The organism is Pseudomonas sp. BGI-2 (assembly GCF_004310295.1).
Lineage (GTDB): Bacteria > Pseudomonadota > Gammaproteobacteria > Pseudomonadales > Pseudomonadaceae > Aquipseudomonas.
Genome location: NZ_SISB01000032.1, coordinates 29629 through 54129, shown reverse-complemented (window position 1 = coordinate 54129; position 24501 = coordinate 29629). Strand labels below are relative to the sequence as shown.

28 protein-coding genes are annotated in these 24501 nt (G+C 57.5%); 17 read left to right on the top strand and 11 right to left on the bottom strand.

Going from position 1 to position 24501, the window contains the following annotated elements; all coding sequences use genetic code 11:
• Positions 1-12: 12 nt before the first annotated feature.
• The 14 genes from rplF (at position 13) to bfr (ending at position 8779) form a co-directional block, all read left to right on the top strand.
• On the top strand, positions 13-546 hold the full coding sequence (rplF, locus tag EYC95_RS20885; protein ID WP_003176412.1) for a 50S ribosomal protein L6: 534 nt from the start codon (positions 13-15) through the stop codon (positions 544-546).
• Between the two features lie 10 nt (positions 547-556).
• Entirely contained in the window at positions 557-907 is a 351-nt protein-coding gene (rplR, locus tag EYC95_RS20880; protein ID WP_003186037.1) for a 50S ribosomal protein L18, read from the top strand.
• Positions 908-910: 3 nt separating this feature from the next.
• A complete protein-coding gene (rpsE, locus tag EYC95_RS20875; RefSeq protein WP_007943782.1) occupies positions 911-1411 on the top strand; it encodes a 30S ribosomal protein S5 in 501 nt (166 codons plus the stop codon).
• Between the two features lie 2 nt (positions 1412-1413).
• Positions 1414-1590: a 50S ribosomal protein L30 gene (gene rpmD, locus EYC95_RS20870; RefSeq protein ID WP_003186033.1), complete on the top strand. Its 177-nt coding sequence runs from the start codon at positions 1414-1416 to the stop codon at positions 1588-1590.
• 3 nt (positions 1591-1593) lie between these two features.
• Positions 1594-2031 (top strand): 50S ribosomal protein L15, encoded by a 438-nt coding sequence (gene rplO, locus EYC95_RS20865; RefSeq protein WP_007896782.1) that lies wholly within the window; start codon positions 1594-1596, stop codon positions 2029-2031.
• Positions 2032-3360, top strand: a complete 1329-nt coding sequence (secY, locus tag EYC95_RS20860; protein ID WP_008073883.1) for a preprotein translocase subunit SecY — start codon at positions 2032-2034, stop codon at positions 3358-3360.
• A 27-nt stretch (positions 3361-3387) separates the two neighbouring features.
• Positions 3388-3504 (top strand): 50S ribosomal protein L36, encoded by a 117-nt coding sequence (gene rpmJ / locus EYC95_RS20855; RefSeq protein WP_002555468.1) that lies wholly within the window; start codon positions 3388-3390, stop codon positions 3502-3504.
• 130 nt (positions 3505-3634) lie between these two features.
• Entirely contained in the window at positions 3635-3991 is a 357-nt protein-coding gene (gene rpsM, locus EYC95_RS20850; protein ID WP_003186020.1) for a 30S ribosomal protein S13, read from the top strand.
• Between the two features lie 30 nt (positions 3992-4021).
• Positions 4022-4411, top strand: coding sequence for a 30S ribosomal protein S11 (gene rpsK / locus EYC95_RS20845; protein ID WP_002555466.1), 390 nt, complete (start codon positions 4022-4024; stop codon positions 4409-4411).
• 18 nt (positions 4412-4429) lie between these two features.
• On the top strand, positions 4430-5050 hold the full coding sequence (rpsD, locus tag EYC95_RS20840) for a 30S ribosomal protein S4 (protein ID WP_003210056.1): 621 nt from the start codon (positions 4430-4432) through the stop codon (positions 5048-5050).
• Positions 5051-5072: 22 nt separating this feature from the next.
• Positions 5073-6074 carry a DNA-directed RNA polymerase subunit alpha gene (gene rpoA, locus EYC95_RS20835; protein ID WP_003176403.1) on the top strand — a complete coding sequence of 334 codons (1002 nt, stop codon included), beginning with the start codon at positions 5073-5075 and terminating at the stop codon, positions 6072-6074.
• A 42-nt stretch (positions 6075-6116) separates the two neighbouring features.
• The gene (gene rplQ, locus EYC95_RS20830) at positions 6117-6503 is read left to right on the top strand and encodes a 50S ribosomal protein L17 (protein WP_131062043.1); all 387 of its coding nucleotides are present in this window, start codon (positions 6117-6119) and stop codon (positions 6501-6503) included.
• A gap of 207 nt (positions 6504-6710) precedes the next feature.
• The gene (locus tag EYC95_RS20825; protein WP_131062042.1) at positions 6711-8165 is read left to right on the top strand and encodes a catalase; all 1455 of its coding nucleotides are present in this window, start codon (positions 6711-6713) and stop codon (positions 8163-8165) included.
• A 149-nt stretch (positions 8166-8314) separates the two neighbouring features.
• Positions 8315-8779, top strand: coding sequence for a bacterioferritin (gene bfr, locus EYC95_RS20820; protein ID WP_131062041.1), 465 nt, complete (start codon positions 8315-8317; stop codon positions 8777-8779).
• A 65-nt stretch (positions 8780-8844) separates the two neighbouring features.
• Here bfr and uvrA read toward each other — a convergent pair whose 3' ends face one another.
• Positions 8845-11679, bottom strand: a complete 2835-nt coding sequence (gene uvrA, locus EYC95_RS20815) for an excinuclease ABC subunit UvrA (protein WP_131062040.1) — start codon at positions 11677-11679, stop codon at positions 8845-8847.
• Between the two features lie 191 nt (positions 11680-11870).
• Here uvrA and EYC95_RS20810 point away from each other — a divergent pair, with 191 nt between their 5' ends.
• Both EYC95_RS20810 and EYC95_RS20805 read left to right on the top strand, forming a co-directional pair.
• Entirely contained in the window at positions 11871-13268 is a 1398-nt protein-coding gene (locus EYC95_RS20810) for an MFS transporter (protein ID WP_131062039.1), read from the top strand.
• A 9-nt stretch (positions 13269-13277) separates the two neighbouring features.
• Positions 13278-13811, top strand: coding sequence for a single-stranded DNA-binding protein (locus tag EYC95_RS20805; protein WP_131062038.1), 534 nt, complete (start codon positions 13278-13280; stop codon positions 13809-13811).
• Positions 13812-13881: 70 nt separating this feature from the next.
• On the opposite strand, the gene EYC95_RS20800 is transcribed toward EYC95_RS20805, so the two are convergent.
• From EYC95_RS20800 to EYC95_RS20750, 10 genes are all read right to left on the bottom strand, one after another.
• Complete coding sequence (locus EYC95_RS20800; RefSeq protein ID WP_131062037.1) at positions 13882-16086, bottom strand: OsmC domain/YcaO domain-containing protein; 2205 nt, start codon at positions 16084-16086, stop codon at positions 13882-13884.
• Between the two features lie 157 nt (positions 16087-16243).
• Positions 16244-17401: a glutathionylspermidine synthase family protein gene (locus EYC95_RS20795; RefSeq protein ID WP_131062036.1), complete on the bottom strand. Its 1158-nt coding sequence runs from the start codon at positions 17399-17401 to the stop codon at positions 16244-16246.
• 12 nt (positions 17402-17413) lie between these two features.
• Positions 17414-18133 carry a DUF1190 domain-containing protein gene (locus tag EYC95_RS20790; RefSeq protein ID WP_131062035.1) on the bottom strand — a complete coding sequence of 240 codons (720 nt, stop codon included), beginning with the start codon at positions 18131-18133 and terminating at the stop codon, positions 17414-17416.
• 18 nt (positions 18134-18151) lie between these two features.
• Positions 18152-18580 (bottom strand): DUF350 domain-containing protein, encoded by a 429-nt coding sequence (locus EYC95_RS20785; RefSeq protein WP_131062034.1) that lies wholly within the window; start codon positions 18578-18580, stop codon positions 18152-18154.
• Between the two features lie 16 nt (positions 18581-18596).
• On the bottom strand, positions 18597-19274 hold the full coding sequence (locus EYC95_RS20780) for a DUF2491 family protein (protein WP_131062033.1): 678 nt from the start codon (positions 19272-19274) through the stop codon (positions 18597-18599).
• Complete coding sequence (locus EYC95_RS20775; protein ID WP_131062032.1) at positions 19261-20295, bottom strand: ion channel; 1035 nt, start codon at positions 20293-20295, stop codon at positions 19261-19263. The genes EYC95_RS20780 and EYC95_RS20775 overlap by 14 nt, the downstream gene beginning before the upstream one ends.
• Before the next feature lie 70 nt (positions 20296-20365).
• Positions 20366-20929, bottom strand: a complete 564-nt coding sequence (locus tag EYC95_RS20770; protein WP_131062031.1) for a rhomboid family intramembrane serine protease — start codon at positions 20927-20929, stop codon at positions 20366-20368.
• Between the two features lie 160 nt (positions 20930-21089).
• Positions 21090-21788, bottom strand: coding sequence for a PspA/IM30 family protein (locus EYC95_RS20760; RefSeq protein WP_131062029.1), 699 nt, complete (start codon positions 21786-21788; stop codon positions 21090-21092).
• Between the two features lie 24 nt (positions 21789-21812).
• Positions 21813-22394, bottom strand: a complete 582-nt coding sequence (locus tag EYC95_RS20755; RefSeq protein ID WP_131062028.1) for a YjfI family protein — start codon at positions 22392-22394, stop codon at positions 21813-21815.
• Between the two features lie 282 nt (positions 22395-22676).
• Positions 22677-23231, bottom strand: a complete 555-nt coding sequence (locus EYC95_RS20750; protein ID WP_131062027.1) for a cysteine hydrolase family protein — start codon at positions 23229-23231, stop codon at positions 22677-22679.
• A 104-nt stretch (positions 23232-23335) separates the two neighbouring features.
• Here EYC95_RS20750 and EYC95_RS20745 point away from each other — a divergent pair, with 104 nt between their 5' ends.
• Positions 23336-24331, top strand: coding sequence for a GlxA family transcriptional regulator (locus tag EYC95_RS20745; protein WP_131062026.1), 996 nt, complete (start codon positions 23336-23338; stop codon positions 24329-24331).
• Positions 24332-24501: the final 170 nt, after the last annotated feature.

The following is a 24501-nucleotide window of genomic DNA, read 5'->3' as shown; positions in this document are numbered from 1 at the left end:
GGGGGGATAAGCATGTCACGCGTCGCTAAGAACCCCGTTAAGCTGCCAGCCGGTGTCGAAGTAAAATTCGCAGGTCAACAGCTTTCGGTGAAGGGTGCCAAGGGCACTCTCGAACTGAACATCCATTCGTCCGTTGAGATCGTTGAAGAAGCTGGTGAGCTGCGTTTCGCTGCTCGCAATGGCGATCAACAAACTCGCGCAATGGCTGGTACCACTCGTGCGTTGGTAAACAACATGGTCCAAGGCGTAAGCCAAGGCTTCGAGCGCAAGCTCCAGCTGGTCGGTGTTGGTTACAAAGCGCAAGCAAAAGGCACAGTGCTGAACCTGGCTCTTGGCTTCTCGCACCCAGTGGATTATGAACTGCCGGAAGGCATCACCGCTGAGACTCCTAGCCAGACCGATATCCTGATCAAGGGCATCGATAAGCAGCTGGTAGGTCAAGTGGCCGCCGAGATCCGCGACTTCCGTCCACCAGAGCCGTACAAAGGCAAAGGTGTGCGCTACGCGGACGAAGTCGTCCGTCGTAAAGAAGCCAAGAAGAAGTAGGGCATAGCAAATGACCGACAAAAAAGTTACTCGACTGCGTCGCGCTCGCAAAGCACGCCTGAAAATGCACGAACTCGAAGTCGTGCGTCTCTGCGTGTTCCGCTCGTCGCAGCACATCTACGCCCAGGTCATTTCGGCCGACGGCAACAAAGTCCTGGCATCTGCCTCGACTTTGGATAAAGAACTGCGTGATGGCGCCACTGGCAACATCGACGCGGCCACTAAGGTTGGCCAGCTGGTCGCTACGCGTGCTAAAGCCGCTGGCGTCTCGCAGGTGGCTTTCGACCGCTCTGGCTTCAAGTACCATGGCCGCGTCAAGGCGCTGGCTGATGCTGCTCGTGAAGCTGGGCTGGAGTTCTAAGTTATGTCAAATAACGACCAAAAGCGCGACGAAGGCTACATTGAGAAGCTGGTTCAAGTTAACCGCGTAGCCAAAACCGTTAAGGGCGGCCGTATCTTCACTTTTACCGCGTTGACCGTGGTTGGTGATGGTAAAGGGCGTGTTGGCTTCGGCCGTGGCAAGTCACGTGAAGTGCCTGCTGCGATCCAGAAGGCAATGGAAGCTGCTCGTCGCAACATGATCCAAGTTGATCTGAACGGCACCACTCTGCAGTACGCTATGAAGTCCGGTCACGGCGCTTCGAAGGTGTACATGCAGCCTGCTTCTGAAGGTACCGGTATCATCGCTGGCGGCGCTATGCGTGCTGTCCTCGAAGTTGCTGGTGTTCAGAACGTTCTGGCCAAGTGCTACGGCTCGACTAACCCGGTAAACGTGGTTCACGCCACTTTCAAAGGTTTGAAAGCTATGCAGTCTCCTGAATCCATTGCCGCCAAGCGTGGCAAAAGTGTCAAGGAGATCTTCTGATCATGGCTACCGTTAAAGTTACGCTGATCAAAAGCATGACCGGCCGCATCCCTAACCACAAACTGTGCGTTAAGGGTCTGGGTCTGCGTCGCATCGGTCACACTGTAGAAGTACTTGATACTCCCGAGAATCGCGGGATGATCAACAAGGCTTACTACATGCTGCGTGTCGAGGGTTAATCGATGAAACTCAATGATCTGAGTCCAGCGCCGGGTTCCCGTCGCGAAAAGCATCGTCCGGGCCGTGGTATCGGTAGTGGTTTGGGCAAGACCGGTGGCCGTGGCCACAAAGGTCAGTCCTCCCGCTCCGGTGGCACCATTGCTCCAGGCTTTGAAGGCGGTCAACAGCCGCTGCATCGTCGCCTGCCGAAGTTCGGTTTCGTTTCCCTGAAAGCCATGGATCGCGCAGAAGTGCGTTTGTCCGAGCTGGCTAAAGTGGAAGGCGACATCGTCACCGTGCAGTCCCTGAAAGATGCCAACGTGATCAACGTCAACGTACAGCGTGTGAAAATCATGCTGTCCGGCGAAGTTACTCGCGCTGTGACCATCGGAAAGGGAATCGGCGCCACCAAAGGTGCGCGTGCGGCTATCGAAGCAGCTGGCGGCAAGTTCGAGGAATAAATGGCTAAGCAAGGTGCTCTCTCTGCGCTCGGCAAAGGCGGTATGTCTGAACTCTGGGCTCGTCTGCGTTTTCTGTTCCTGGCGATTATCGTCTACCGAATAGGCGCACACATCCCGGTTCCAGGTATCAACCCGGACCGACTCGCGGACCTGTTTCGACAGAATGAGGGGACCATTCTTAGCTTGTTCAACATGTTTTCCGGCGGCGCGCTGGAGCGGATGAGCATCTTTGCACTAGGGATCATGCCGTACATTTCGGCATCGATCATCATGCAGCTGATGACCGCCGTGAGCCCGCAGCTGGAGCAGTTGAAGAAGGAAGGTGAAGCTGGGCGTCGCAAGATTGCCCAGTACACCCGCTACGGCACTGTCGTTCTCGCTCTCGTTCAGGCAATTGGCATGTCCATTGGTCTGGCAGGGCAGGGCGTATCGTTCACTGGTGACTTTGGCTTCCATTTCGTCGCGGTATCCACGTTTGTGGCTGGTGCGATGTTCATGATGTGGCTGGGTGAGCAGATTACTGAACGTGGTGTTGGCAACGGTATCTCGATGTTGATTTTCGCAGGTATCGTCGCCGGTCTTCCGAGGGCGATCGGGCAGTCTTTCGAGTCTGCGCGTCAGGGTGATATCAATATTTTCGCCTTGGTTGCCATCGGTTTGTTGGCAGTAGCGATTATCGGTTTCGTGGTGTTCATTGAGCGTGGTCAGCGGCGTATTGCTGTTCATTACGCCAAGCGTCAGCAGGGCCGCAAGGTCTTCGCTGCGCAGACCAGCCACTTGCCGTTGAAAGTGAACATGGCTGGTGTTATTCCGGCTATTTTCGCGAGCAGCATTTTGCTGTTCCCGGCTTCGTTGGGTACCTGGTTTGGTCAGTCTGAAGGTATGGGCTGGCTGCAGGACATCTCGCAGTCGATCGCTCCTGGTCAGCCGTTGAATATTCTGCTGTTTAGTGCAGGGATTATTTTCTTCTGCTTCTTCTATACGGCGTTGATGTTCAATCCGAAAGACGTAGCGGAAAACCTGAAGAAGTCCGGTGCCTTTATTCCGGGTATCCGTCCAGGTGAGCAGTCTGCGCGCTATATTGATGGCGTGCTGACTCGTTTGACCTTGTTCGGTGCTCTATATATGACGGCCGTGTGCCTGTTGCCCCAGTTCCTGGTGGTTGCAGCAAACGTTCCGTTCTACCTTGGCGGGACCTCGTTGCTGATCGTCGTCGTGGTTGTGATGGACTTCATGTCCCAAGTACAATCGCACCTCGTTTCGCACCAGTACGAATCCCTGATGAAGAAAGCCAACCTGAAGGGTTACGGCAGCGGCATGTTGCGCTGAGTACCCATAAGGTTCGAGGAGTTGGTGATGAAAGTTCGTGCATCGGTGAAAAAGCTGTGCCGTAACTGCAAAATTATTCGCCGCGAAGGTGTTGTTCGAGTAATTTGCAGCGCGGAACCGCGTCACAAACAGCGCCAAGGCTGAGTGTGATTGTGCTTCAAGCCCGGTAGCTAGTGCGCTACCGGGTTGATTATTTGTTATTACAGCGATATTATCTCGCGCCCTATTTCTTGGCTTCCGGGGCGTAGGTAGCTGTCAATTGGAGTCCCACTGAATGGCCCGTATTGCAGGCGTTAACATTCCAGATAACAAGCATACTGTTATCTCGCTGACCTACATCTATGGTGTTGGTCGCACTACTGCGCAGAAGATCTGTGCAGTGACTGGGGTAAACCCAGCCGCAAAGATCAAGGATCTGAGCGACGAGCAGATTGAACAGCTGCGTGGCGAAGTGGCGAAGTTCACCACTGAAGGTGACCTGCGTCGCGAAATCAACATGAAAATCAAGCGTTTGATGGACCTCGGTTGCTATCGCGGTCTGCGTCATCGTCGTGGTCTTCCAGTGCGCGGTCAGCGTACCAAGACTAACGCGCGTACCCGTAAAGGTCCGCGTAAGCCGATCCGCAAGTAATCGCCCCAGCGAATCGACAGGAAATTAATCATGGCTAAACCTGCTGCTCGTCCTCGTAAAAAAGTTAAAAAGACAGTGGTTGATGGCATTGCCCACATCCATGCTTCTTTTAACAACACAATCGTGACCATCACCGACCGTCAAGGCAACGCTCTTTCCTGGGCTACCTCCGGTGGTTCGGGTTTCCGCGGTTCCCGCAAGTCCACCCCGTTTGCTGCTCAAGTAGCTGCTGAACGTGCTGGTCAAGCTGCGCTGGAATACGGTCTGAAAAACCTCGACGTTAACGTCAAAGGTCCAGGCCCAGGTCGTGAATCTGCAGTCCGCGCTTTGAACGGCTGTGGCTACAAGATCGCCAGCATCACCGACGTGACGCCAATCCCGCACAACGGGTGCCGTCCGCCGAAGAAGCGCCGCGTGTAATCCAGGAGATTGTAAAGAATGGCTCGTTACATTGGTCCAAAATGCAAACTCGCTCGTCGTGAAGGCACCGATCTCTTTCTGAAGAGCGGCGTGCGCGCGATCGAATCGAAGTGCAACATCGAAGCAGCACCTGGTATCCACGGCCAACGCCGCGGTCGCCAGTCCGATTACGGCACCCAACTGCGTGAAAAGCAGAAGGTCCGTCGTATCTACGGCGTTCTCGAGCGTCAATTCAGCGGCTACTACAAAGAAGCTGCTGGCAAGAAAGGTGCAACCGGTGAAAACCTGCTGCAACTGCTCGAATGCCGTCTGGACAACGTTGTATACCGTATGGGTTTCGGCTCTACTCGTGCCGAATCCCGTCAGCTGGTATCGCACAAATCCGTCAGCGTTAACGGCCAGACCGTAAACGTACCGTCCTACCAGGTTCGTGCTGGTGACGTGGTCGCGATTCGCGAGAAAGCAAAGAACCAACTTCGCATTGTCCAAGCTCTCGATCTGTGTGCCCAACGTGGCCGCGTAGAATGGGTAGAAGTAGACACTGAGAAGAAGTCGGGCGTTTTCAAGAACGTTCCTGCTCGCAGTGATCTGTCCGCCGACATCAACGAAAGCCTGATTGTCGAGCTCTACTCCAAGTAAGGGCTAGAAAATAGGTGCATCCATGCAGATTTCGGTAAATGAGTTCCTGACACCCCGCCATATTGATGTGCAGGTTGTCAGTCCAACCCGCGCCAAGATCACTCTCGAGCCTCTCGAGCGTGGTTTCGGCCACACCCTGGGCAACGCGCTGCGACGCATCCTGTTGTCCTCAATGCCCGGCTGTGCAGTAGTCGAGGCCGAGATTGACGGTGTGCTCCATGAGTACAGCGCCATCGAAGGCGTACAGGAAGACGTAATTGAAATCCTGTTGAACCTTAAAGGTCTGGCTATCAAGCTGCACGGTCGTGACGAAGTTACGCTGACCTTGTCGAAGAAGGGTTCGGGGGTGGTTACCGCTGCCGATATTCAGCTGGATCATGATGTCGAGATCGTTAACCCCGATCACGTAATCGCTAACCTGGCGTCTAACGGCGCCCTGAACATGAAGCTCACCGTAGCTCGTGGTCGTGGTTATGAACCGGCAGACTCGCGTCAGAGCGATGAAGACGAAAGCCGCAGCATCGGTCGCTTGCAGCTTGACTCTTCGTTCAGCCCGGTTCGCCGTATCGCATACGTGGTGGAAAACGCCCGTGTCGAGCAGCGTACTAACCTGGACAAGCTGGTTATTGATCTGGAAACCAACGGTACTCTGGATCCTGAAGAGGCTATCCGCCGCGCTGCAACCATTCTGCAACAGCAGTTGGCTGCGTTCGTCGACCTCAAAGGTGACAGTGAGCCAGTGGTTATCGAGCAGGAAGACGAGATCGATCCGATCCTGCTTCGCCCGGTTGACGATCTGGAACTGACTGTACGTTCGGCTAACTGCCTTAAGGCGGAAAACATCTACTACATCGGTGACCTGATTCAGCGTACCGAAGTAGAGCTGTTGAAGACTCCGAACCTTGGCAAGAAATCCTTGACTGAAATCAAGGACGTTCTGGCCTCCCGCGGTCTGTCCCTCGGCATGCGCCTCGACAACTGGCCGCCTGCAAGTCTTAAGAAGGACGACAAGGCGACTGCCTGATCGTCGTAATCACCGAACGTTGTGTTTGGTAAGGAATGAACCATGCGTCATCGTAAAAGTGGTCGTCACCTGAGCCGCACTAGCTCGCACCGCAAGGCCATGTTTCAAAACATGGCAGTGTCGCTGTTCGAGCACGAGCTGATCAAAACTACACTGCCGAAAGCTAAAGAACTGCGTCGCGTTGCTGAGCCGCTGATCACTTTGGCCAAGACAGACAGCCTTGCAAACCGCCGTCTGGTTTTCGACCGTACTCGTTCGAAAGCTATCGTTGGTAAGCTCTTCAACGACCTGGGCAAGCGTTACGCTACCCGTGAGGGTGGCTACCTGCGCATCCTCAAGTGCGGTTTCCGCACTGGCGACAACGCGCCAATGGCGTACGTCGAGTTGGTTGATCGTCCTGCCGGTGGTGAAGCTGTATCCGCTGAGTAAGACGTCAGTCTGAAACGAAAAACCGGGCCTAGTGCCCGGTTTTTTGTGCGCGCTCGAAAGTATCCCTTCGATGCATAATCAGAAACGTAATTAGTAATTTTCTATCGATAACCGCAAGTTAATGAATTTGTAGCTGTAACGTTCGTGATCAATACTCCCTCTCAGCCGATTAGCCGGCAGTTAAAGACTGACAGAGGAAGAGATCGCATGAGCCAAAATAAAACGCTTACCACCGCCAGTGGCGCTCCTGTCGCCGACAACCAGAATTCCCGTTCCGCCGGCCCTCGTGGCCCGCTGCTGCTCGACGACTTCCAACTGATCGAGAAGCTTGCCCACTTCAACCGTGAGAACATCCCTGAGCGTCGTGTACATGCCAAAGGCTCGGGTGCTTACGGCACGTTTACCGTTACTCGCGACATCACCGAATACACCAGTGCCAAACTGTTTGAATCGGTCGGCAAGCAAACCCCGACGTTCCTGCGGTTTTCCACTGTCGGCGGCGAGCGCGGTTCGGCCGACACCGAGCGCGATCCACGTGGTTTTGCCCTGAAGTTCTACACCGAAGAAGGTAACTGGGACATCGTCGGTAACAACACGCCAGTGTTTTTCATTCGTGATCCGCTGAAATTCCCGGACTTTATCCACACCCAAAAGCGTCTGCCGCAAAGCAATCTGAAAAGCGCGCAGATGATGTGGGACTTCTGGTCGCACTCGCCTGAGTCCCTGCACCAAGTCACTATTCTGTTCTCTGATCGCGGCATTCCTGACGGCTATCGTCATATGCACGGCTTCGGCAGCCATACCTACAGCCTGATAAACGCCAATGGCGAGCGGCACTGGGTGAAGTGGCACTACAAGACCAAACAAGGGATCAAGAACCTGGCGCCTGCAGATGCCGCGCGATTGGCCGGTACCGATCCGGATTACGCGCAGCGTGACCTGTTCGGGGCGATTGACCGCGGTGACTTCCCGAAATGGCGTGTGTGCATCCAGATCATGACCGAGGCCCAAGCCGCCGCACATTACGAAAACCCGTTCGACGTGACCAAAACCTGGTCGCAGAAAGAGTTTCCGCTGATCGAGGTGGGTGAACTGGAGCTCAACCGCAATCCGCAGAACTACTTCGCTGAAGTCGAGCAAGCGGCGTTCGGTCCGAGCAACATGGTCCCGGGTGTTGGCCTCTCGCCGGATCGCATGCTCCAGGGCCGCGTGTTCGCTTACGCGGACGCTCACCGCTACCGCATTGGCACCAACCATCAACAACTGCCAGTGAACGCACCGCGCAGTCCGGTCAATAGCTATCAGCGCGATGGTTCGATGGCGTTCGGCAGCAATGGCGGTGCGGCACCTAACTATGAGCCGAACAGTTACGTCGAGTCGCCAAAACAAGCGCCTCGCTTTGCTGAGCCACCTTTGGCATTGAGCGGCGCCGCTGATCGTTACGATCATCGCGAAGACACCGACTACTACAGCCACGCCGGGGCGCTGTTTCGACTGATGAGCGACGAGCAGAAAGCACTGTTGGTCAACAACATTGCCGGGGCGATGGGCGGTGTTTCCAGTGATGTGGTCGATCGTCAATTGCAGCATTTCTTCAAGGCTGACCCAGCGTACGGAGAAGCAATCGCAAAGGCACTCAACGTACAGCTTAACGAAGTCTAAACGAGAAGCAGAACCGCCCTCATTTGGGCGGTTTTTGCGTTATTTAAACCACTTTTCTCAGAATATCTTCGCTTTTATCCCGCAAACGAAGTGACCAAACAGTCGCCTTGGTTCAAACTACAGACTTTCAAGCAGGGAGATGTAGGGCGATGCAAGGCCACCCAGACGTAATCGATTACCTCAACACGTTGCTGACCGGCGAATTGGCCGCGCGTGATCAATATTTCGTTCATTCGCGGATGTATGAGGACTGGGGATTCACCAAGCTCTACGAACGAATCAACCACGAGATGGAAGAAGAAGCAGGGCACGCCGATGCGCTGATGCGTCGTATCCTGATGCTGGAAGGCACGCCGCGCATGCGTCCGGACGATCTCGATGTCGGCACCACGGTGCCTGACATGCTCGCCGCTGACCTGCGCCTGGAATACAAAGTCCGCGCCGCACTCTGCAAGGGTATCCAGCTCTGCGAGCAGCACAAGGACTATGTCAGCCGCGAGATGCTGCGGGTTCAATTGCATGACACCGAAGAAGACCACACCTACTGGCTTGAAAAGCAGATGGGTCTGATCAAGTTGATCGGTCTTGAGAACTACCTGCAATCCCACGCCTGATTGCTCCAGATACAAAAAAGCCCCTGTCACCGATAAAGTGACAGGGGCTTTTTCATGGGGTCGAATCAGTCCCTGTCGCGAGCCAGTAGCGGCTTGAGGTAGAAGCCGGTGTGAGACTGCTTCATCTCGGACACTTCTTCTGGCGTACCGACAGCAATAATCTGCCCGCCCTTGGAACCGCCTTCCGGCCCCAGGTCCACCAGCCAGTCAGCCGTCTTGATCACATCCAGGTTGTGCTCGATCACCACCACGGTGTTGCCGTGATCGCGCAGTCGATGCAGGACGTCGAGCAGTTGCTGAATATCCGCGAAGTGCAGGCCAGTGGTCGGCTCGTCGAGGATGTACAGCGTCTTGCCGGTATCGCGCTTGGACAGTTCGCGGGACAGCTTGACCCGCTGCGCTTCACCGCCGGACAGCGTGGTCGCCGATTGCCCCAGCTTGATGTAGGACAGCCCCACATCCATCAACGTCTGAAGCTTGCGCGCCAGGGCCGGAACCGCATCGAAGAACACCCGCGCTTCCTCGATGGTCATCTCGAGGGTTTCGTGGATGTTCTTGCCCTTGTACTTGATCTCCAGAGTCTCGCGGTTGTAACGCTTGCTCTTGCAGACGTCGCACGGGACATAGATGTCCGGCAGGAAGTGCATTTCCACCTTGATCAGGCCATCGCCCTGGCACGCTTCGCAGCGTCCACCCTTCACGTTGAAGGAGAAGCGTCCCGGGCCATAACCGCGTGAGCGGGACTCCGGTACACCGGCGAACAATTCACGAATCGGCGTGAACAGCCCGGTGTAGGTCGCCGGGTTGGAGCGCGGCGTACGGCCGATCGGGCTCTGGTCGATGTCGACGACCTTATCCAGATGCTCAAGGCCCTTGATGCTGTCGTGAGCGGCCGCCTCAAGCGTCGTGGCACCGTTGAGTGCCGTAGCGCTCAAAGGAAACAGCGTGTTGTTGATCAGCGTCGACTTGCCCGAGCCTGATACACCGGTCACACACGTCAACAGACCAATCGGAATGTCCAGGTCGACATTGCGCAAGTTGTTGCCGCGAGCACCCTTGAGGGACAGCGACAACTTCTTGTTACGCGGTGTGCGCTTGGCTGGAACGGCAATCTTCACCCGGCCCGACAAGTACTTGCCTGTCAACGAATCAGGGTGAGCCATGACCTCGGCCGGCGTACCTTCGGCAACAATATGCCCACCGTGGACACCCGCGCCCGGTCCGATATCCACCACATAATCTGCCAGGCGAATCGCATCTTCGTCGTGCTCGACCACAATTACCGTGTTGCCGATGTCGCGCAGGTGCTTGAGGGTGCCGAGCAACCGATCGTTATCACGTTGATGCAGACCAATCGACGGTTCATCGAGGATGTACAGAACCCCCACCAGGCCGGCGCCAATCTGACTGGCCAAGCGAATCCGCTGAGCTTCACCACCGGACAATGTGTCGGCACTGCGATCCAGCGAAAGATAGTCGAGCCCCACGTTGACCAGGAACTGCAGGCGCTCGCGAATTTCCTTGAGAATCTTGTCGGCAATTTCGCCGCGGCGCCCAGTGAGCTTCAGCACACCGAAATACTCACAAGCATCGCCAATCGGCAGATTGGTTACCGCCGGCAGCGTCTTCTCACCCACCCAAACGTGCCGCGCCTCACGACGCAAGCGCGTGCCACGGCAATCCGGGCAAGGCTGGGTGCTAAGGAACTTGGCCAGCTCTTCACGCACCGAAGCCGACTCGGTTTCGCGGTAGCGGCGTTCCAGGTTCGGTACGATGCCTTCGAACGGGTGCGAGCGTTTGACGATATCGCCACGGTCGTTCAGGTATTTGAAGTCGACGTTCTGCGAGCCGCTACCGTGCAGGATGTATTTCTGTTGTTCGGCCGGCAGGTCGTTGAACGGCACTTCGAGGCTGAACTTGTAGTGCGAAGCCAGCGAGCCAAGCATCTGGAAGTAATAGACGTTGCGCCTGTCCCACCCGCGAATCGCGCCCTCGGCCAACGTCAGCTCGCCGTTCACCAAGCGCTTGATGTCGAAGAACTGCTTCACGCCCAGACCATCGCAGGTCGGGCAGGCACCGGCCGGGTTGTTGAAGGAGAACAGCTTGGGTTCCAGTTCGCTGATGGCGTGGCCGCAAATCGGGCAGGCGAAGCGCGCGGAGAAGATGATTTCTTCGCCCGGTTCGTCGTCCATCGGCGCAACCAGGGCAATGCCGTCGGCCAGTTTCAGCGCGGTCTCGAACGACTCGGCCAGGCGCTGCTGCAGATCGGCACGGACCTTGAAGCGGTCGACTATTACATCAATCGAATGCTTCTTTTGCTTATCCAGCTTCGGCAGCTCATCCAGTTCGCAGATCCTGCCGTTGACCCGGGCCCGTACAAAGCCTTGGGCGCGCAACTCTTCGAAGACCGAAAGGTGTTCGCCTTTGCGCTCGCGGATTACCGGTGCCAGCAGCATAAGCTTGCTGCCCTCCGGTTGCGCGAGGACCAGATCAACCATCTGGCTGACGGTTTGCGCTTCCAGCGGAATGTCGTGATCCGGGCAGCGAGGAATACCCACGCGTGCATAAAGCAGACGCAGGTAGTCGTAGATTTCGGTGATGGTGCCGACCGTCGAGCGCGGGTTGTGCGAGGTCGACTTCTGTTCGATGGAAATGGCGGGTGACAAACCTTCGATGGTGTCGACGTCAGGTTTTTCCATCATCGACAAAAACTGCCGGGCATAAGCCGACAGTGATTCGACGTAGCGGCGCTGGCCCTCGGCATACAGCGTGTCGAACGCCAGGGACGATTTGCCGGATCCGGACAGGCCGGTGATGACGATCAGTTTGTCCCGTGGCAGGGTCAGGTCGATGTTCTTCAGGTTGTGGGTTCGGGCCCCACGAATCAGGATCTTGTCCAAAGTGGCCTCGCTTGGCGGGCGTCGAAAACGTAGGAGTATACGGCCAAATACTGGATGGATGCACACTATCAAACGAGCGGGATGATGTCTTACATGAAGAGTCTGTCAGCGGAGCGCGTCAAAGCGTCGCGATATACCCCGTCAATCGATGGGACTGGTAGAATCGCCGCCGGTTCACATGAGGTTTTTCCATGCACGATCCCCACAGCGAACGCATGAGTGGCAGTGAGACCCGCGCAGCAAGCGGTCTGGCCCTTGTGTTCGCCTTCCGTATGCTTGGCATGTTCATGGTGTTGCCGGTTCTGGCGACCTATGGGATGGATCTGGCAGGAGCGACCCCGGCCCTCATCGGGCTGGCGATCGGCGCTTACGGCCTGACCCAGGCGATCTTTCAGATTCCATTCGGCTTCATCTCCGACCGCATCGGCCGTCGTCCGGTGATTTACCTGGGGCTGATCATCTTCGCCCTCGGTAGCGTGCTGGCAGCCAATGCCGATTCGATCTGGGGCGTCATCGCTGGACGCATCCTGCAAGGCGCCGGGGCGATTTCAGCAGCGGTCATGGCGTTGCTGTCGGACCTGACCCGCGAGCAGCATCGGACCAAAGCCATGGCCATGATCGGCATGACGATAGGTCTGTCGTTCGCCGTCGCTATGGTTGTGGGACCGTTGTTGACCCGTGCTTTCGGTCTGTCCGGGCTGTTCCTCGCCACGGGCGGCATGGCGCTCTTCGGCATCGTGATCGTGATGTTCATGGTGCCGCGAGCCAACGGCCCGTTGCAGCACCGTGAATCCGGCGTCGCGCGTTCGGCGCTGATCCCGACGCTCAAGCATCCGGACCTGTTGCGCCTGGACCTGGGCATTTTTGTGTTGCACGCGATGTTGATGTCGAGCTTCGTTGCATTGCCCCTGGCCCTGGTCGAAAAAGCTGGGCTGCCTAAAGAGCAGCACTGGTGGGTGTACCTGACCGCGCTGCTGATTTCCTTCTTCGCCATGATCCCGTTCATTATCTACGGCGAGAAGAAACGCAAAATGAAACGAGTTTTATTGGGCGCGGTGCTGACGCTGATGCTCACTGAGCTATTCTTCTGGCAGTTCGGCGATAGCCTGCGGGCTCTGGTGATCGGAACAGTGGTGTTCTTTACCGCGTTCAACTTGCTGGAAGCTTCGTTGCCATCGCTGATCAGCAAGGTTTCACCGGCCGGCGGCAAGGGCACGGCGATGGGGGTTTATTCCACCAGCCAGTTCCTCGGTTCGGCGCTGGGCGGGATCCTCGGCGGCTGGATGTTCCAGCACGGCGGTTTGTCGGTTGTATTCCTCGGATGCGCCGGCCTGGCTGCCCTCTGGCTGGCCTTTGCTGTTACCATGCGCGAACCACCTTACGTGACGAGCCTGCGCTTGCCGTTGTCGCCCGAGGCGATCCGCGAAGCGGGTCTGGTCGAGCGCCTGAAGGCCGTCGTAGGGGTAACAGATGCAGTGATCGTCGAAGATGAAGCGGCGATTTACATAAAATTGGACACCGAACTATTGGATCGCACCACCCTTGAGCGCCTGGTGAACAACCCGGCCGGGGCAGCGTGCGTAGCCTAGGAGAACGTTATGGCCCGTGGGGTTAACAAAGTCATATTGGTCGGCACTTGCGGCCAGGATCCCGAAGTTCGCTACTTGCCTAACGGTAACGCCGTGACCAACCTGAGTCTGGCGACCAGCGAACAGTGGACCGACAAGCAAACCGGTCAGAAGGTCGAGAAGACCGAATGGCACCGTGTTTCGATGTTCGGCAAGGTTGCCGAGATCGCCGGCGAATACCTGCGTAAAGGTTCGCAGGTCTACATCGAAGGCAAGCTGCAGACCCGCGAGTGGGAAAAAGACGGTATCAAGCGTTACACCACCGAAATCGTGGTCGACATGCAAGGCACCATGCAACTGCTCGGCGGCCGTCCACAGCAGGGCGACCAACAAGGCGGGGGCAACAACTATCAGCAGTCCGCTCCGGCCCCACGTCAGCAGGCTCCGCGTCCACAGCAGTCGGCACCCCAGCAATCGGCTCCGCAACAGTCGCGTCCAGCACCACAGCAGGCTCCGCAACCGGCTCCGGATTTCGACAGCTTCGATGACGATATCCCGTTCTGATCCGCAGCTTTTTCAGAACCGTAAACAAAAAAAGCGAAGCCATATGGCTTCGCTTTTTTGTTGGCGCTGTTTAACGGGATAAAGCGGTCACGTTGGCCCGCGCCGTATGCAGTTTTTTGTAGCTATCGATCAGCCGCAGGTGCCTATCGAGCCCCTCCAGTTTCATGCTCGTAGGCGTCAAGCCAAAGAAGCGCACGCTGCCGTCCACCGATCCAATCGCTGCATCCGTCCGCTCGTTGCCAAACATCCGGCGGAAATTGGCCTTGTAGTCTTCCAGTTCCAGGTCTTCGTCCAGCTTCATCTCCAGCACCACATTGACGGCCTGGTAGAACAAGCCGCGCTCAACCGTGTTGTCGTTGTACTGCAGGAACATTTCCACTGCCTCTTTCGCCTCTTCATATTGCTGCAAGGCGAGATAAATCAGCAGCTTCAACTCCAGGATTGTCAGCTGACCCCAGGCGGTATTGTCGTCAAATTCGATGCCGATCAAGGACGTAATGTCGGTGTAGTCGTCCAGCTCGCTTTCCACCAGACGCTCAACCAGTGCTTGCAGTTCTTCTTCGTCCAGGCGATGCAGGTTCAGGATATCGGCGCGGAAGAACAGCGCTTTGTTGGTGTTGTCCCAGATCAGATCGTCCGCGGGATAGATTTCCGAATAGTCCGGCACCAGGATGCGGCACGCCGTCGCGCCGATATGCTCGTAGACCGCCATGTACACTTGCTTGCCCATGCCTTCGAGAATGCCGAACAAGGTCGCGGCTTCGTCGGTATTCGAGTTTTCACCCTGGCCCGAGAAGTCCCACTCCACGAATTCGTAATCCGACTTGGAGCTGAAGAAGCGCCACGACACCACGCCGCTGGAGTCGATAAAGTGCTCGACGAAGTTATTCGGCTCGGTCACCGCATGACCTTCGAACGTCGGCTGAGGCAAGTCGTTGAGGCCTTCGAAGCTGCGGCCCTGGAGCAATTCGGTGAGGCTGCGTTCCAGCGCCACTTCCAGGCTCGGGTGCGCGCCGAACGAGGCGAACACACCACCCGTACGCGGGTTCATCAACGTGACGCACATCACCGGGAATTCACCGCCCAGGGAGGCATCTTTCACCAGCACGGGGAACCCTTGCTCTTCCAGCGCCTGAATACCGGCCAGTATCCCCGGGTACTTCGCCAGCACGTTGGCCGGCACATCCGGCAGGGCAAATTCACCTTCGATGATTTCGCGTTTTACCGCGCGCTCGAAGATTTCCGACAGGCACTGCACCTGGGCTTCGGCCAGCGTGTTACCGGCACTCATGCCGTTGCTCAGGAACAGGTTTTCAATCAGGTTGGACGGGAAATACACCACCTCGCCGTCCGACTGGCGCACGTACGGCAACGAGCAGATGCCGCGCTCTTCATTGCCCGAGTTGGTATCGATCAGATGGGAGCCGCGCAGCTCGCCGTCGCGGTTGTAAATCTTCAGGCAGTATTCGTCGAGAATTTCGGTCGGCAGTGCATCTTTGCGGCCAGGCTTGAACCAGCGTTCGTCCGGGTAGTGCACAAACGCCGCGTTGGCGATGTCTTCGCCCCAGAACTGGTCGTTGTAGAAGAAGTTGCAGTTGAGTCGCTCGATAAACTCGCCCAACGCCGACGCCAACGCGCCTTCCTTGGTGGCGCCCTTGCCGTTGGTAAAGCACATCGGCGAGTGCGCATCGCGGATATGCAGCGACCAGACATTGGGCACGATGTTGCGCCACGAGGCGATTTCAATCTTCATGCCCAGGTCCGCCAGAATGGCCGACATATTGGCGATGGTTTGCTCCAGCGGTAGATCCTTGCCCGCAATATAAGTGCTTGCCTCTGAACTGGAAGCCGGCATCAGCAATGCCTGGGCGTCGGCGTCGAGGTTTTCCACTTCTTCGATCACAAACTCAGGCCCGGCTTGCACCACTTTTTTCACGGTGCAACGGTCGATGGAACGCAGGATGCCCTGGCGGTCCTTGTCGGAGATGTCCGCCGGCAACTCGACCTGGATCTTGAAAATCTGGTTGTAGCGGTTTTCCGGGTCAACAATATTGTTCTGCGACAGACGGATGTTATCCGTGGGGATGTTGCGCGTGCTGCAGTACAACTTCACAAAATACGCCGCGCACAACGCCGACGAAGCCAGGAAGTAGTCGAACGGGCCCGGTGCCGAGCCATCGCCCTTGTAGCGGATAGGTTGATCGGCCACCACCGTGAAGTCATCGAACTTGGCTTCAAGTCGAAGGTTGTCGAGAAAGTTGACCTTGATTTCCATGGGGGATTACCAGAATAACGGCTAGACGATTTGGCCGCCATTATCCGGCTTTTCAGCGGTAAGTCTTGTGGTTGTCTGGTTCTCGATCAGGTTTACACCTGTTTCGCCCCAATGCCCGATGCACGGCACCGGGCTTTTTTAGTGGGGTGACGGAGGATCAGTCGAGTATCAGATGCGGCAAGAACCGACTCGAATCCTTGGTGATCAAGCTGTTGTCCTCACGCACGCCGATACCGGCCGCCTGATCGCCGATCACCCAGGAACCGATCAGCGTATAGCTGTCGCCAAACTTCGGCAGTGGCGCGAATTCCTGAAGGATAAACGGCGCATCGGTATAGGGGCCGTCCTCTTTCACGATCAGACCTTCGGCGGTTTGCAGCTCGATGTTGGCGCCTTCCCGCGAGAAGAATGGCTTGCGCACCCAGCCCTTGGGCACCGCTTTGTTCGGATCGGTATCCAGGTGGGCCGCGAGCAGGTTTGGATGACCTTTGTTGAACTCCCACAACAGCGGCAGGATGCCTTTGTTGGAGATGATGGATTTCCAGGCTGGCTCGAAAAACTGCGTATCACTCTGGGCAATCGCTGCACCAAAGGGCTCGTGGAAGATGAATTCCCAGGCGTGCAGCTTGAACAGGTGAGGAATCCAGCGATCCTCTAGGTCCACGAAACGCCCGTCACTGGTCAGGCCGATGTCTTCGATATCGATGTGGCGTGATTCGATGCCGACCTTTTCCGCCACCAGCCGCAGGTAATCAGTGGTGCCTTTGTCTTCGACAGAGTCTTTCATCGAGGCGAAGTAGAAGGGCTGCTTGAGCTGCAATTGAGCGAAGGCCTGATGCAGTTTGGTGTCGATGCTGTTGAACTGGTCGGCATGCTTGGGCAGCAAGCCGAGTTCGATGCATTGCTCCAGCCAGCCCCACTGAAATGCCGCGGCCTCATACAGGCTGGTCGGCGTGTCGTAGTTGAGTTCCAGCAACTTGGCGGGGCCGGTGCCGTTGTAGGAGAAGTCCATGCGCCCGTACAGGTGCGGGTGACCTTCGAGCCATGAGGTGCGAACCATGTCGAAGAATGGCGCGGGGATGCTCAGGCGCTCCAGCAGCTCCTCGCTCTGAACCACACGGGCCACCAGGTCCATGCACATCTCATGGATCTCGGTGGTCGGATCTTCGAGATCGTTCTCGATTTGCTTGAGCGTGAATTGGTAATACGCGCTCTCGTCCCAGTAGGGTTCGTTGTCGATGGTATGGAACAGAAAGCCGAGACCCTCGGCCGTCTGTTTCCAGTCAGGACGCTCTGCGCATTGGATTTTCTTCATGCCCCGGTCCCCTTAACTGCTCGATCCGCCGCCGCCCCAGCCGCTGCGTGCGCTGGCCTTGCTGCCAAAGCCGCCACGGGAGGTGGACGAGGCAACGGAAACCGGCTTGCTGGTAGAAGAACGGACCGAGTCGGCGTAGTTGCTGCTGCCGTACCTCGCCTGATTGGACTTGTTAAACGTCGAGCCCTTGGAAATCCGCTGGCTGAGTGTCGAGTTCGAATAGCTGCCGCGATCATCGCGATAGCGGTACACCGGCTCGGAGTAGTAGCTGTTGCGGTTGCTGCTCAGCATGTTGCCGATCAGCAGGCCGGTCAAAAGGCTGCTGGTGGAGAAGCCCGAGCCACCACTGTTCGCCGCTTCCGAGGCCGGCAATTGCGCCTTGGCCGCGTCCACTTGGGATTGCGTCACCTGGCCATCGGCGGTCAATTCGAAACCACCGAGCTTGGGGATGAACCTGCCGGCGGAATCCTGCTGGCACCAGTCGGCGACAAAGTCGGCATCGCAATCGGCCTGGCTGTCGTACACCGGCGCAATGCGGCGATGCTCGGCCATGGCGGTCATGTAGGCGTCCGAGCAGACGTCCACCGGGAGTTTTTCATCGGAGCATTGCTGAACGGACTGGAAGTTGTATTTCTTCTGCACCGGGTAAGTTTTTTCTGTCGGCCCGCAGCCTGATATCGCCATGGCGACCGAGGCTGCCAGCGACAGTTGAACGTACTTGCTTCGTTTCATCGGGAGCTCCGTGCGCAATCAGTTCGGGGTAGGGGTCATGCAGGCGGCGTTCAACATGCCAACGCTGATGGCCACGGCCGCGACATAGACACCCGCCGCGATTTCGCCTTTCTTGATCCGTTCAGAAGTGCCTTTCAACACCAGGCTGGTCACCAGGAACGCCAGCAGTTGCACGACTGCCGCGATCAGCGACCAGACGACGAAGTCGAGCAGGCTGATCGAGTAGGCAATCACATTGCTGGCCGGAATCGCGAAACCGATGAGGGCGCCGCCCAGAGCGATTGCGGCGGCGACGTTGCCCGAGCGGATCAGTTCGAATTCCTTGTGCGGTGTGATACGGGTGTAGATGAACTGGAACAGCGCGAACAGCACCGCGGCGCCGAGGATGTACGCGACAAACCCGAACACGGCGGCTTTGTTCAGAGAGATGGAGAGTGCTTCTAGCATGGACTGCTTCCTTTTTTCAGAACGTATTCAGGTCGGTTGTGTAGAGCGAGATGCCCAGCGACGTGCTCAAGCTGATGGTGCCTTCGGCGTCTTCTTCGACGGAAAACAGCAGGAACTCCCGGCGATCGGTCAGGCCGGTTTCACGGGCGTACAGCATCGAACGGTGCTCGATGTTGTAGGACTCCTCCGGATTTTTCAGCTGTTCGCTCAGTGCCACCAATTCTGTCTGGCCATTTTCGGTGCCCCATTCGCGGGTGTATTCGACGCCGTTATGGGTGTAGGTCGGCAGCCCGATCAGGCTTTGCGGGCCGGCCAGCCGACGCAGCTCCGCTTCACTGCTGATGGTGATGTAACTGAGGTAGTTGAACAGGATCACCGACTCGACCTGCCCGGCGATGTCGCCGGTGGTGTGCACCTGCAACCAGTAATCTTCGTCGTTCATGTAATAGCGCGACAGCCAGGTCGATTGCCCGAGATCGACGGTGCCGTTGCTCCAGATCTGCTGGGACCCCGGGATGGTTACCGTGGTGTTGCCGTCGAGCAACAATCTCAGGGAGGTGTCGAACATCACGCCCTTGCCCAATCCCAGGCCCAATGGGCCAGTGGCCGGTGGCGGAGTTTCGTTGGCGGTCCATTTCGACTCTGTCGTCGCGTTCGGGGCCTCAAGCCCCATCAACTGTTTAAACCATCCCATTGGAGATTTCCTTGAGGCGAGTGGAGGCGATGTAGAAGAGTTCGCCGCCCTCAACGCGCGTAGCGCTGGGCGGGTTGATCGACGGTTGTTGGGCACCTTTGGCGCGATAGCCGATGAGCGTGGCGTTGTGGTGTTCTTTCATCCGAGTGTACAGATCGCCGAACGTGGCTTCGAAGGCCTCGGGCAGTTTCATCAGGTATTGAGTGGCGCCTTGGCCCACGCACAGCAGTTCATTGATGACCACTGACGAGCCCGGATCCTGAGAGGCGCGCACCAGCATCTCGATGGCCATGCTTGAGGTGCATTCCAGGCTGGGCGCGTAGGCGCTGGCGAGCGCAGCGACTTCACTGTCATTGAAATGGGCGACCACATGCCCGACAGGTTTCAGTTGATTGACCGCCAGCACGGTGGCCAGGGTCAGGTCGTCTGAATGGGTTCGCACCAGGACGCGTTCGGCACCAGGAACGCCGGCGCGCAGCAACAACGCCACGGAGGACAGGCTTTCACCTTTGATAAAGGTCGCTTTGCCCGGCATCGGGTTTTCTTCAAGGGTGCAATCGCAAATGACGATCAGGTTGTCGTTCGAGGTTTCGTCCTGAAGCAACAATTCAATGACCCGCTCGCTGGACGCGCCTTCCCAGCCGATGAGAACCGTATGGCCGACCTTGCCGGTGAAATCGCCTTTGCCCTTCATGCCTTTTCTCCATGCATCGATGACACTGCTGGTGGTTTTGCCGATGGCTGCCGTCAGCAGCGCAATGCCCCCGAGCATGACCCAGGTGGCCACGAAAATTCGCCCCGCCGGTGTCTGCGGCGCGAGATCGCCATAGCCGACGGTGAGTGTGGTGGTGAGATAGAAGTAAGTAAACGTGGCGGGGGCGGTGAGGTGTTGTTCGCCCAGAAACACCAGGCCCAGATAAGCCGTGATCAGGTGTACGCCCAAGGCAATGACCAGGCCTGCCCAGCCGAAGCGGTGGAAGAGGGACGAGGCGTACATGCGCAATAAAAGGAAAATCGACATTTCGTCCCTGACTCCGTGGGTACTCGTTCCGACGAAGTAATCGCCCCGACTTCTGAACGCTTAAGTGCGGTTACCGGGCGGCATTAAACCTGCTGCGCGACGCGGAGAAAAGTACCTTGGCTGCAATAAATCCGGCGAGCGCACCAAACAGATGACCTTCGAAGGAAACGCCCTGACGAGGAAGAAAGCCAAATATCAGGCCGCCATAGAGCAGGGCCACGACGCCGGCCGTTATCAGGTTGCCCCAGCTCCTTTGAAACCAGGCACGGGACAAGAGGTACGCCCAGAGCCCGAATACCCAGCCGCTGGCGCCGATGTGTACGCCTGCAAAGCCGAACAGCCAGACCAGCGCGCCGCCCAGCAGAATAATGATCGCGCTGACGGCAAGGAAGCGGTTGAGCCCTTCGATAATGACCAGGGTGCCCAGTATCAAAAAGGCCACCAGGTTCGCGCTCAGGTGCGCAAAGGAAGCGTGCAGAAAAGGCGAGGTGATGATGCCGAGCAGACCGTGCACGGTTCTCGGGATCAGGCCGAATGCCATAAGGCTGTAGCCGGTCGCAACGTTGAGCAGTTGCAGCGCGACCATGAAGAGGGCCAGGCCTGCGATTGTCTTGAAACCCTTCAGGGCATCCATCCTTGACCTCGACAGTTGAATGTCCGTCAGTTGAGCACATTCCATGTGGGAGCGGGCTTGCTCGCGAAGGCGGTGTGTCAGGCAACATCGATGTCGACTGATACTCCCTCTTCGCGAGCAAGCCCGCTCCCACAGGTTACGCGTCCGGCGGCTGAGTCGATTACTCAGCCGATTTTTTCTTCAGGCGTTCCAGAATCGCATTGGCGCTGCCTTCGTTCGGCGTGATGCCGGCTTCGCGCAGTTTGCGTTCCAGGTCAGTGCCGGTCGACGCATCGGCCAGTTGGTCCTGCGCTTCCAGTTCAGCCGCGCGTTGCTGCTGCTTGGCCTGCAAGCGGTTCAGCGTGCCGACGGCGGTTTCCAGCTTGCCGTTGGCGCCGCCACTGGCAATCGAAGCGCTGACCTGGGCTTTCTGAACGCTTTCGCGGGCCTTGGCCATGTCCACTTGCTGGCGCAGGCTTTTGATGCGGTTTTCGGCCTTGGTGATGTCCTTGCGCATGTTTTCAGCGTAACCGCCGAATTCGTTGGCCTGCTTTTGCTCGACGTCCAGTTCGTTGGTCAGGGTCGATATGGCTTCGGCCACTTCCAGGGCCAGGTCTTCACGGTTGGCCTGGATCGCAGCCAGGGCCTTGGATTCCAGGTCCTTGATCTTGGCGTTGTACTCGCTGACGCGGTCGGCCGACAGTTTGTGCTTGGCCATGATGGTGACCAGCTCACGCTTGGCGTTGGCCAGGGCGCTGTCAGCATCGCGAATTTCCTGGTCGAGGATACGCAGGGCCTGTTGGTCGACGATCGATTCGCCGACTTCATTGGCACCGCCGCGCAGCGCGGTGAACAATTTGCTCCAGATGGACTGAGTCATTGGATATTCCCTATTCCCGAATAATTAATTGAAGAAACGTTCGAAGGCTTCGCTGGCGCGCTGGACGTTGTCGACGAGGGTTTTGGCCTCGGTCACGATGTTCGTCAGGCTGGAGTCGGAGCTCAGGGCGCCGAACATGTTGTAAACAATCTGCCCGTTCGGCATGGACTCGATACCGATCGAGGACAGCGGGAACATTTCCCGGCTGCGCAGCACGGCGTCATTGAATGCCGGTACGTCGTTGATGGACTCGACGTCGACCAGAACGGTATCGACGATGATCTGTTCACCCACCACCGCGATGTAAATCGGCAAGCCACCGAAATCGTTCATTTCCAGCTTGATGCTGGACTCGGAGCCTTGAACGAGAGAAAGCGTGATGTCGTTCGAAACCACTTCGTCCAGTGCCTGAAGGGCGGTGAAGAGTCGATCGATGTTCCAGTTAGTACCTGCGCTCATGTAATTCTCCGACATGAATGAGCCAGCCAGAATCGGTTGGCGAAGCTGTTTCTCCATCTGCTTGAGCAGGCTTCGGTTTTCGGGAAGCACCCAAGTCTCGTGTTTCACATAACCGGCGGCACCCAGGCCCGCGCGCATCTGCTTCATGTAAAAGCTCGATGGCTTTTTCGCGGACGGTTTCGCGCGCTCTCCCTTGCGGTTTGCTGAATCGGTATCGGGCCCGGTTGGAGGGCTCGATGGAGAGCTGCTTTTCATGGGGCTGACCTCGTTGTGAAAAACTCACGCGTGGGAAACACTACAGGCTATTTTTGCCACTCTCAATAGCTCACGCGTGAGATTTTTTGTATTACTTTTCCCGACCCACGAAAAAGGCCCGCAGCGCGTCAACGCGGCGGGCCTTTTTCGGAATTTGATCAATACGTTATGACGTTAGTGGCTGGCTGCCAGGAATTCATCAGTGGAGATCACGCTCGCATAGGCGAAACCCAGGGCCGACATAAAGGCAGCGTGAACGTGTGCGGCGGGCACCGTGACGCCGTTGAATTCCAGGTCGCGTGAGGCACAGGCGTCGTGGATCACGGTGACGGTGTAGCCGAAATCGGCAGCGGCGCGGGTGATGCCATCGACGCACATGTGGCTCATGCTGCCGACGACCACCAGTTCCTTGACGCCTTGCTCGTCGAGGATCGACTTGAGTTCGGTTTCACGGAACGAGTTGACGAAGTGCTTGAGCACCACCGGCTCATCGGCGCGATTCAGGACTTTGGGGTGCAACTTCGCGCCTTCCGAACCCGGGGTGAAAAATGGAGCTTCTTCGGAGGTGAATTCGTGACGGATGTGCACCACCGAATCACCGGCATCGCGAAAGGCTTTGAGCAGACGGACGGCGTTGTCGGCTGCAGCGTCGGCGCCGACCAGCGGCCACTTGCCGTGGGGGAAGTAGTCGTTTTGGATATCGACTACGATGAGTGCTTGCTTGGCCATGGCTGTTTCCTCGAAGTGTGTGCGTTGGGTGTGGAATGAAGTATTGGCTCTGGAAGGCCGACCGGGGATTGGCCGCACCGACAATAGAAAGGGGAAAACTGACAATGGACGCAGAAAGGGCAATCGCTGAACTCGGCGTGCTGATTTATCCCGGCGCGCAGATGGCGGCGGTGCATGGGTTGACCGACCTGTTCGGCGTGGCCAACCGAATTGCCGCCGAGCATCAGTCTGCGCAGTTGCCGTTGCTGCGGGTCAGCCATTGGCAAGTTGATGGCGATCAGGCGCCCGAGCGGGTTTACGACAGTCATCCGGGGCCCGACCGCCCATTGGTGGCGGTGTTGATTCCGCCGTCGATTGCCGGGTTTTCCGAAGGCCAGGCACCGCAGGCGCTGATCCACTGGATGCGTCAGCAACATGCGCAGGGCGCGACCCTCGGTGGCGTCTGCGTTGGCTCGATTCTGCTGGCGGAAAGTGGCTTGCTCGATGGCCGCAGCGCCACCACGCACTGGACCTCGGCCAAAACCTTCGCCGAGCGTTACCCGGCCATCAAGCTCAAGGCGGATACGCCCATCGTCGACGACGGCGACCTGATCACCACCGCCGGGCTGATGGCCTGGTCCGAGCTGGGCTTGCGCCTGGTAGACCGTCTACTCGGCCCGAGTATCGCCACCGGCACCGCGCGTTTCCTGGTGGTGGAGCACAGCGACAGCGCGAGTGAATGCGGCAGCAATTTTTCACCGATTCTCAGCCATGGCGATGCGTCGATTCTCAAGGTTCAGCATTGGCTGCAAAGCACCGGGGCTACTGATGTGTCGTTGACGGCAATGGCCGAGCGGGCGGGGCTGGAAGAGCGCACGTTCCTGCGCCGATTCCGCGCGACGACCGGGTTGAAACCCACCGAGTACTGCCAGCACCTGCGGGTCGGCAAGGCTCGGGAAATGCTCGAGTTCACCAACGGCACCATCGATCACATCGCGTGGACCGTGGGCTATCAAGACCCCGGGGCGTTTCGGGCGACGTTCAAGAAAATCACCGGGCTGGCGCCGAGTGATTACCGCACCCGATTTGGGGTGACGCCGACAGCAGCCCTAACGCGGTAGTCCATATCACCGCACTGTTAAATGTGGGAGCGGGCTTGCTCGCGAAAGCGGTGTGTCAGTCGACATTGATGCAGACTGACTCACCGCTTTCGCGAGCAAGCCCGCTCCCACATTGGCTCTGTGCAAGGCTTGGATCGTGCAAAATGCAGGAGCTGGGCGGGGCATCGTGC

Excerpts from the sequence above, each read along its gene's own strand:
- EYC95_RS20810 (WP_131062039.1), top strand. The coding sequence starts at position 11,871 with ATGCACGATCCCCACAGCGAACGCATGAGTGGCAGTGAGACCCGCGCA.
- EYC95_RS20800 (WP_131062037.1), bottom strand. The coding sequence starts at position 16,086 with ATGGAAATCAAGGTCAACTTTCTCGACAACCTTCGACTTGAAGCCAAG.
- rplR (WP_003186037.1), top strand. The coding sequence starts at position 557 with ATGACCGACAAAAAAGTTACTCGACTGCGTCGCGCTCGCAAAGCACGC.
- EYC95_RS20770 (WP_131062031.1), bottom strand. The coding sequence starts at position 20,929 with ATGGATGCCCTGAAGGGTTTCAAGACAATCGCAGGCCTGGCCCTCTTC.
- rpsK (WP_002555466.1), top strand. The coding sequence starts at position 4,022 with ATGGCTAAACCTGCTGCTCGTCCTCGTAAAAAAGTTAAAAAGACAGTG.
- EYC95_RS20785 (WP_131062034.1), bottom strand. The coding sequence starts at position 18,580 with ATGCTAGAAGCACTCTCCATCTCTCTGAACAAAGCCGCCGTGTTCGGG.
- secY (WP_008073883.1), top strand. The coding sequence starts at position 2,032 with ATGGCTAAGCAAGGTGCTCTCTCTGCGCTCGGCAAAGGCGGTATGTCT.
- EYC95_RS20805 (WP_131062038.1), top strand. The coding sequence starts at position 13,278 with ATGGCCCGTGGGGTTAACAAAGTCATATTGGTCGGCACTTGCGGCCAG.
- EYC95_RS20745 (WP_131062026.1), top strand. The coding sequence starts at position 23,336 with ATGGACGCAGAAAGGGCAATCGCTGAACTCGGCGTGCTGATTTATCCC.
- EYC95_RS20750 (WP_131062027.1), bottom strand. The coding sequence starts at position 23,231 with ATGGCCAAGCAAGCACTCATCGTAGTCGATATCCAAAACGACTACTTC.
- EYC95_RS20755 (WP_131062028.1), bottom strand. The coding sequence starts at position 22,394 with ATGAAGCAGATGCGCGCGGGCCTGGGTGCCGCCGGTTATGTGAAACAC.
- EYC95_RS20775 (WP_131062032.1), bottom strand. The coding sequence starts at position 20,295 with ATGTCGATTTTCCTTTTATTGCGCATGTACGCCTCGTCCCTCTTCCAC.
- bfr (WP_131062041.1), top strand. The coding sequence starts at position 8,315 with ATGCAAGGCCACCCAGACGTAATCGATTACCTCAACACGTTGCTGACC.
- rpmD (WP_003186033.1), top strand. The coding sequence starts at position 1,414 with ATGGCTACCGTTAAAGTTACGCTGATCAAAAGCATGACCGGCCGCATC.
- EYC95_RS20825 (WP_131062042.1), top strand. The coding sequence starts at position 6,711 with ATGAGCCAAAATAAAACGCTTACCACCGCCAGTGGCGCTCCTGTCGCC.
- rplF (WP_003176412.1), top strand. The coding sequence starts at position 13 with ATGTCACGCGTCGCTAAGAACCCCGTTAAGCTGCCAGCCGGTGTCGAA.
- EYC95_RS20760 (WP_131062029.1), bottom strand. The coding sequence starts at position 21,788 with ATGACTCAGTCCATCTGGAGCAAATTGTTCACCGCGCTGCGCGGCGGT.
- rplO (WP_007896782.1), top strand. The coding sequence starts at position 1,594 with ATGAAACTCAATGATCTGAGTCCAGCGCCGGGTTCCCGTCGCGAAAAG.
- rplQ (WP_131062043.1), top strand. The coding sequence starts at position 6,117 with ATGCGTCATCGTAAAAGTGGTCGTCACCTGAGCCGCACTAGCTCGCAC.
- rpsE (WP_007943782.1), top strand. The coding sequence starts at position 911 with ATGTCAAATAACGACCAAAAGCGCGACGAAGGCTACATTGAGAAGCTG.
- EYC95_RS20790 (WP_131062035.1), bottom strand. The coding sequence starts at position 18,133 with ATGAAACGAAGCAAGTACGTTCAACTGTCGCTGGCAGCCTCGGTCGCC.
- rpoA (WP_003176403.1), top strand. The coding sequence starts at position 5,073 with ATGCAGATTTCGGTAAATGAGTTCCTGACACCCCGCCATATTGATGTG.
- EYC95_RS20780 (WP_131062033.1), bottom strand. The coding sequence starts at position 19,274 with ATGGGATGGTTTAAACAGTTGATGGGGCTTGAGGCCCCGAACGCGACG.
- rpsD (WP_003210056.1), top strand. The coding sequence starts at position 4,430 with ATGGCTCGTTACATTGGTCCAAAATGCAAACTCGCTCGTCGTGAAGGC.
- EYC95_RS20795 (WP_131062036.1), bottom strand. The coding sequence starts at position 17,401 with ATGAAGAAAATCCAATGCGCAGAGCGTCCTGACTGGAAACAGACGGCC.
- rpmJ (WP_002555468.1), top strand. The coding sequence starts at position 3,388 with ATGAAAGTTCGTGCATCGGTGAAAAAGCTGTGCCGTAACTGCAAAATT.
- rpsM (WP_003186020.1), top strand. The coding sequence starts at position 3,635 with ATGGCCCGTATTGCAGGCGTTAACATTCCAGATAACAAGCATACTGTT.